The sequence below is a fragment of the Flavitalea flava genome, from assembly GCF_054461575.1.
In genome coordinates this window covers 48,990-55,749 of sequence record NZ_JBTLQH010000040.1, presented here as the reverse complement: position 1 = coordinate 55,749, position 6,760 = coordinate 48,990, and the positions used below count along the sequence as shown (strand labels likewise).

General features: G+C 43.2%; 7 protein-coding genes. 3 read left to right on the top strand and 4 right to left on the bottom strand.

Features of this window, described 5'->3' with window-relative positions:
• Positions 1 to 337, bottom strand: a 337-nt coding sequence (locus ACX0G9_RS25250; protein ID WP_459067750.1) for a hypothetical protein, incomplete at its 3' end; no start/stop codon positions are given.
• A gap of 132 nt (positions 338 to 469) precedes the next feature.
• Between ACX0G9_RS25250 and ACX0G9_RS25245 the strand changes: the two genes are divergently transcribed.
• Entirely contained in the window at positions 470 to 1,075 is a 606-nt protein-coding gene (locus ACX0G9_RS25245; RefSeq protein ID WP_459067749.1) for a response regulator, read from the top strand.
• A 95-nt stretch (positions 1,076 to 1,170) separates the two neighbouring features.
• Positions 1,171 to 3,201 (top strand): PLL family lectin, encoded by a 2,031-nt coding sequence (locus ACX0G9_RS25240; protein ID WP_459067748.1) that lies wholly within the window; start codon positions 1,171 to 1,173, stop codon positions 3,199 to 3,201.
• Between the two features lie 56 nt (positions 3,202 to 3,257).
• On the opposite strand, the gene ACX0G9_RS25235 is transcribed toward ACX0G9_RS25240, so the two are convergent.
• The 3 genes from ACX0G9_RS25235 to ACX0G9_RS25225 all read right to left on the bottom strand — a co-directional run bounded on the left by ACX0G9_RS25235 (position 3,258) and on the right by ACX0G9_RS25225 (position 5,687).
• Positions 3,258 to 4,295, bottom strand: a complete 1,038-nt coding sequence (locus ACX0G9_RS25235; RefSeq protein ID WP_459067747.1) for a DUF481 domain-containing protein — start codon at positions 4,293 to 4,295, stop codon at positions 3,258 to 3,260.
• 62 nt (positions 4,296 to 4,357) lie between these two features.
• Positions 4,358 to 5,215 (bottom strand): hypothetical protein, encoded by an 858-nt coding sequence (locus tag ACX0G9_RS25230; RefSeq protein WP_459067746.1) that lies wholly within the window; start codon positions 5,213 to 5,215, stop codon positions 4,358 to 4,360.
• Between the two features lie 124 nt (positions 5,216 to 5,339).
• Positions 5,340 to 5,687: a winged helix-turn-helix transcriptional regulator gene (locus tag ACX0G9_RS25225; RefSeq protein WP_459067745.1), complete on the bottom strand. Its 348-nt coding sequence runs from the start codon at positions 5,685 to 5,687 to the stop codon at positions 5,340 to 5,342.
• Positions 5,688 to 5,787: 100 nt separating this feature from the next.
• Between ACX0G9_RS25225 and ACX0G9_RS25220 the strand changes: the two genes are divergently transcribed.
• Entirely contained in the window at positions 5,788 to 6,675 is an 888-nt protein-coding gene (locus ACX0G9_RS25220; protein ID WP_459067744.1) for an NmrA family NAD(P)-binding protein, read from the top strand.
• The last annotated feature ends 85 nt before the right edge of the window (positions 6,676 to 6,760 follow it).

The following is a 6,760-nucleotide window of genomic DNA, read 5'->3' as shown; positions in this document are numbered from 1 at the left end:
CATCATTGAGAAAAAAGCCGATAGTAAGGTTTTTCATCATTGTTAACATCCGGTCGAAATCAGCGTCAGGATAAAGGTATAAGGCACAACTAATATGATGTTTGGCATTATCCATCCAGATCCCGTACTTCCTTCCGAACTCCTCGGCGAGAAATCTCAATTCGCTGCTTCTTGGGTGCGGTGTAAATTTATTACAGAAATCCTTTAGGTGGATCCTGGGAGAATTGAACAAGTCTTCCAAAGAATAATAGGTGGAGGACATTATTAAATCCTGGTATTCATGGTGAATCCTATCCATTATTGCACCTGGACTGGATTCAGGCTTTTGCTCACGCATAGACTAAGGTTTAATGAGCAAAAGTTAGTAAGGATTATTATTTTAAAAAATAAGGACTTTTACATATTCAAAAATAGATGTATATTGGAATCTGTCTTTTTTTCCACTTAGTACCTAAACATTATCCTCTACATGGTTCCCATTATTTTATTGGCCGATGATCATAGTATGATCCGCAGAGCGCTTAGAGTTATCTGTGAGTCTTATGGATTCCAGGAAATATCGGAGGTCGGAACATGCAGTGCGCTTATGAAAGACTTATCCAAAAAAAAGTATAGCCATGTTATTTTGGATATGCTGCTTACCGATGGCAATACCCTGGAGGTTCTTCCCAATATTCAAAAATTATATCCGGATTTAAAGATCATGATATTTTCGATGCAGTCACCGGATGTATTTGCCAATGTCGTGAAACAATTTGGAGTGCACTACTATGCCTCGAAAGGAGATCCGGAAAAACAAACCATCGAAATATTATTGCGGTTCCTTAACAGCGACAAACAGACCAGGCGACAAACAGACCCGAAAAAACACGAAAACCCATTCTCTTCCTTATCGGTCCAGGAACTAAAAACATTACATTATTTACTGAAAGGAATGACAACCGTAGAAATTGCCGATACCTTAAATGTAAAACGGACCACCATTGCCACTTACAAACGCAGGATCCTGGATAAAACCAAGGCCAGCCATATCAGGGATGTATTGCAGATCGCTCCGTTATATGATGTCAATTGAGCGACTAACAGAAGCCTTCTCTCCATAATTACCATATTTATGGTATTGTTTCCGGCTGGAAGCAGAGATACATTTGTATCTTAAAATTATTAACCATGTCCAGTCAATATGTAAAGAACGAAGGTTTGTTTCCAGCGACAGTCCCCGCTGGCAAAGGCAGAGATTTTACCCGGGTCGTAAAAAACCTGAAATACCTTCAGAAGAATGCTCCGCATCTTTTTCCCTATAAAGAATCTTCTACAACATTCGAAACGACTATCCCTGCCTCCATTCTTTCAAAAATTCATCGTGTTTCATATAATGACCCGTCGTTAAATGACCATCCTGCCCTGGCTGCTTACCTCAGAGAGAACAGAATACCAGGACTGCAATTCGCTTCCAGAGGGGCTTTATTTACCGGCAATATTCATTTTGTACAGGTAACGTTCCGAACCCCTTCAGGAAATTTTGTGATCCCGGATGCAGACATGAATATGATCGTTAATTATGCTCAACATGCTATTGTTCCTATTATGCAATATGCTGCCCAATACGGTTCCAATAGCTCCACTATTTCCCCTGCCATTATATCCTATTCCGTAAATCTTTCAGGAACCACATACGACGATGGCGATCTGCAAAACTGGGTAAACGATATTGTTTCAATTAATCAATTTCCTCCGGAAACCTGTATTGTCATTGTGAGCCCGCAGGGTGTATCGGCTCCGAACGTAGGAGGCAATAGCGGTTATCATAGCAAGGCTGATACCCCATACGCCGTTTTTGGTGTATATGCCAACAGGCTGACCTTACAGGACTTTGCAGATGTTTATGCTATGGTGGTTAGTCACGAAATTGCAGAGATGATCGTCGATCCCGAGGCTGACATCAGCAATCCTGAAGTTTGCGATCCCTGTGATATCAATTGCGGAATCCTCCACAGGGCTTATTTTGATGATTCCAATCAATACCTTGGGACCAATCAATTGACCCCTCCGGGTGGTTTTTCATTCAGTTATTATATCTGCCCCCTTGTTATGCAAAATAGTGCAAACCTGTGTCCGGCTCCTGACAATGCTTGTAATTATTCCCCTTATCATAATATCTGGAAACAATTCCAACTTGCGCCAATAAACTTCGCGGCTCAAAATGGCTGCATTGCTTCCGTTTCGAGAATACCAAATAGTATGGAGATCTTCTGGATTGGAGGGGATGGCTCCGTATGGGATGCGTTTTGGTATGAAGGTATGTCCCAATGGGAACGCTTTCAGATTGCACCTCCGGGTATGGCTTCTCAAAGTGGAGGAATCGCTGCAGTTTCCCGGATTCCAAACAGCCTGGAGATTTTTTGGATTGGCGCAGATGGATCGGTGTGGGATGCTTTTTGGTATGAAGGAATGACGCAGTGGGATAGCTTTCAGATTGCCCCTCCGGGTATGGCCTCGCAAGGCGGGGGAATCACAGCTGTTTCAAGAATTCCTAACAGCATGGAAATTTTTTGGATTGGTGGGGATGGCTCAGTATGGGATGCATTTTGGTATGAAGGTATGACCGAGTGGGATCGTTTTCAACTTGCCGCTCCGGGAATGGCTTCGCAAAGCGGTGGCATTACGGCCGTTTCCCGGATTCCGAACAGCATGGAAGTCTTTTGGATCGGTGGAGATGGTTCCGTGTGGGATGCATTTTGGTATGAAGGTATGACCCAGTGGGATAGCTTTCAGCTTGCTCCACCGGATTGGGCCGCGCAAAATGGCAGCATCACGGCCATTTCCAGAATTCCTAACAGCATGGAGATCTTCTGGATCGGCGGGGACGGCTCCGTATGGGATGCGTTTTGGTATGAAGGTATGACGCAGTGGGATCGTTTTCAGCTTGCGCCACCGGCAATGGCCTCTCAAAATGGCGACATAACGGTTATTTCCAGAATCCCGAACAGTATGGAAATCTTCTGGATTGGTGGAGACGGGTCGATATGGGATGCGTATTGGTATGAGGGCATGACCCAATGGAATTACTTTCAACTCGCACCGCCTGATCTGGCTTCTCAAAGCGGCAGCATTACAGCCGTTTCCAGAATTCCGAATAGTATGGAGACCTTCTGGATTGGTGGAGACGGGTCGATATGGGATGCCTACTGGTACGCATAAAGGCTAATGGAGTTGCCCTATACAACGTAATCAGCGATGTCTTGAGATCACCCAAACTACAATTTCCACCCAATAGTAAAATCATAGATATAATCATTCTTCTTAGTATCGAGAGGCGGCTTACTATCGGTGTTGAGGGTATATTCGATACCAATATTAAAATGGTCGGACAGCTCATAGCTGATCTCTGAATGAACACCACTACGCAAGCGGCCGGACTCTGTCAGACTTGGCGATACTGTTATAGTAGATGCAATATCGATACGTTTGAAAATGTTGTATGAGTAAGTCATCGCAGCAAAAGCTTCAGCGCTGTTGAAAACACTGTCCGAAACAGTAAATTTCTCCCTATTATAAAGGAACCCGGCATATATATAGACCTTATTGGTATTTTTTCGCCGCAGATAGAACCCTGTGCCCAACATCTGGGTAAAGCGGCTGCTGACATCCTGCTCAGAACTATAGAAAAGGGACGACTGACCGATAAAGAACCAGTTGTGGGGTAAAATATATTTTTCGCTGAGGGTCAGATCTCCCCGGCTTCCTTTTATAGAGTCTGACTGTGTTGCAAAAGCATTGACGTCTAGCGAAAGGTCCCATTTGCTGACTTTATAATTCGCATTTAACCCGAAGCTGAACTGTTTTGTGCCATCGGACTTGGTTGCGGTATAACCAAGGTTGGTTTTTAGCGTTAATCTGTCCCGTGCCCGCGGATTGACAAATTCTACTACCTGGTCGATATTGCTTTTGTCGATGCAAAAAGTAGAATCGGCTGTTTGAAAGATGGCCTTTGTACGATTGGTGCTGTCGATCCGCACACTTGCTTTAAATATCCTGCCTTTGCTGTCGGAAACCCGATATTGCCTTTCAGCTCTCAATGAAAGGACATCATTCCAATTAATAGCAATGTCTCCGGGTGAATAGGGCGTCTTAAGAAGCACTATACCGTTGACCATCGACTTGATCTCACCGACCAGAATGTCCCCCTGCCTGACGATCACCGTATCCTTTTGGGCCAGCGCTGCGATCTGAATGGAGAATAGCAGAAAACAGAAAAAACAGATTTTTAAAATGCAAGATTCCCTTTTGTACATAAAATTACAACTGCCTCTAAAGTAGCAAATTTGTGTATACTAAAAATAAAATATTATTTGATTTATTTTTTCCCTAAAGGTGTTCTTTTTATCATGTACTTCAATGCCGGCTCATAAGAGTCGATGCTGCCAAAGGCAGGCTCGCGGGTATTCGAGTAAATGCTGTTCCCGTCCAGGTTGTAGATATTGAGCGTTACACGGGTATCGTAGCTGGCCGAAGTGTAGGATGTACCTCCATTATAAGAATAGGTCGACTTTTTTTCCTTGTCATCGCTCTTTTTGGTATCTCTGGAAGAATAACCGCTGTTGGAAGAGACGGTTCCTTTATTCTGTATGGAATAAGAACCCATAATAACATATTCCACACCTAGGAATTCCGCCCACTCCTTTGGCGTCTTTGTGGCCAGGTCCCCAACTCCCAGTTTACTCTTTGCCAGTAATGCATTGGTAACATTAGGATCCTGTATGGTCTGGAGAGGTCCGGTGCTGCGAAGCGCATTGACACAAGTTACCTGCACCTGCTTACTGAGGGATTCCACTGACAGGGACGGATCATTGGACATTATTTCGAATGGAAGTACGGCAACCTTATTATTATGCTGCTCCGGGGACGGAGCGGTAGTTGCAGCCGGTTTATCATTCACCACTGGCCCTGCATTTGGCGAATTGATCACTTCCACGCGGCCGCTGCCGAATTCTATCCTGGTGATCTGCTCCTTTTTTAGTTCATATTCCAGGCTTTCACCCGCATAGGAAAATTTGATGGACGTATCATTGATGGAGAGCACTTTTCCCGTCTTCTTTTCTCCGCTAAGCATGATTATCACATCCGGCTTAGCTTGGGCGAGAGATCGGATCGAAAAGAAGCTACATTGCAGGAATACAACAAGGGATAGCAGGTAACGAATAAGAATTCTCATATTTTTAGCGCGGTTTTTTAATACACAATATTATGAAACAAATTACAAACTATGCCTGTGAAGACCCTAATTCGTCCATTAATTCAGTTACCGGCTTAATGCTCATCTCCTTATTTACGGAATTCTAAGGGGTACCGAATCGGGACAATACTTTTTGTCTATGTTTCTTTCCCCATTCTTTTATACTCGTTGTCACTACATTTAATGTTTTCCCATGGTTTGTGATAGCGTACTCTACACTTATAGGTTTAGTACTTAAAACCGTCCGCGTTATTAACCCATTCACTTCAAGTTCCTGTAATTCTTTGGACAGCATTCTTGGGCTGATGTCGATTTCCCTCATTAGTTCTTTAAACCGAAAGGGTTTATGCTGTAAAACCAGCAGGATGATCAGTTTCCACTTCCCGCTTATGATTTCTATCGCATCGCGCAGGTGAATAATGCTCTGTTTGTACTCTTCAATTTTTTTCATGATATCTTCTGTGTAACCGGTATACATTAGGTAACGGCTACCTCAAAGATACTATAGTCATTTAAATTTGTACAAACTAAAATCATTAAATAAAAGTCATATGATAGTCATTACAGGAGCAACAGGCAAAGTCGGTTCAAAGACAGTTTCTGAATTATTAGCACGGGGCAGGCATGTAAAAGCTATTGCACGCAATGCTGAAATATTGGGAACACTAAAACGGCAGGGAGCCGAAATAGCCTTGGGCAATATGCTTGATACAGCCTTTTTAGGTAAAGCTTTTGAAGGTGCCGAGGCTGTGTTCCTAATCATCCCGCCCAATATGCAGGCTGCAGATGTTTTAATCTTCCAGGAGAAAATAGGTCAGGCGCAAATGGAAGCCATCAACCATGCCGGCGTAAAAAATATTGTTTACTTATCCTCCCTGGGAACCGAGGGTACTGAAAATGGCAGCCTGGTAGCAGGATTAGGCAAAATGCAAAAAAGATTAAATTTTTTGCCAGACGATATTAATGTTCTCACCCTGCGTCCCACCGGTTTTATGGAAAATCTCCTAAATCAAATCGACATGATCAAATACAAGAACAGGATAGCGTCGCCTTTAAAAGCAGATCTTAAAACAGGATTTATTGCCACTCAGGATATTGCAGGGGTGGCTGCCAATAGCTTGGACAAGCTGGATTTTATAGGAAAAACTTCCCTTGACCTATTGGGTAACAGAGATTATACACAAAGAGAAATGGCGGGTATTATTGGAAGAGCGATTGGTAAACCCGGATTGGATTATGTGGAAATATCCTTCGAAGATAACAAAAGGGCATTGATGCAATACGGCATTTCAGAAAGTGTGGCCGATGCCATGAATGTCATGTGGAAAAATGTAAACGATGGTTTGTATCGGGTAAAAAGGACTCCTGAAACCATAACTCCGACTACCCTGGAATATTTCGCGGAACATGATTTTAAAATGGCGATGTCCCGCAAATGATGCCTTTTGGGTCAGGCCAATATATATTTAGCCTTGCCGGGAGAAAGACATTGCGGGAGTTTTTCCAAAAATAACTATATTGCAA

Bases quoted from the DNA above. Each gene is read 5' to 3' on its own strand.
- ACX0G9_RS25245 (WP_459067749.1), top strand. From the start codon at position 470: ATGGTTCCCATTATTTTATTGGCCGATGATCATAGTATGATCCGCAGA.
- ACX0G9_RS25240 (WP_459067748.1), top strand. From the start codon at position 1,171: ATGTCCAGTCAATATGTAAAGAACGAAGGTTTGTTTCCAGCGACAGTC.
- ACX0G9_RS25235 (WP_459067747.1), bottom strand. From the start codon at position 4,295: ATGTACAAAAGGGAATCTTGCATTTTAAAAATCTGTTTTTTCTGTTTT.
- ACX0G9_RS25230 (WP_459067746.1), bottom strand. From the start codon at position 5,215: ATGAGAATTCTTATTCGTTACCTGCTATCCCTTGTTGTATTCCTGCAA.
- ACX0G9_RS25225 (WP_459067745.1), bottom strand. From the start codon at position 5,687: ATGAAAAAAATTGAAGAGTACAAACAGAGCATTATTCACCTGCGCGAT.
- ACX0G9_RS25220 (WP_459067744.1), top strand. From the start codon at position 5,788: ATGATAGTCATTACAGGAGCAACAGGCAAAGTCGGTTCAAAGACAGTT.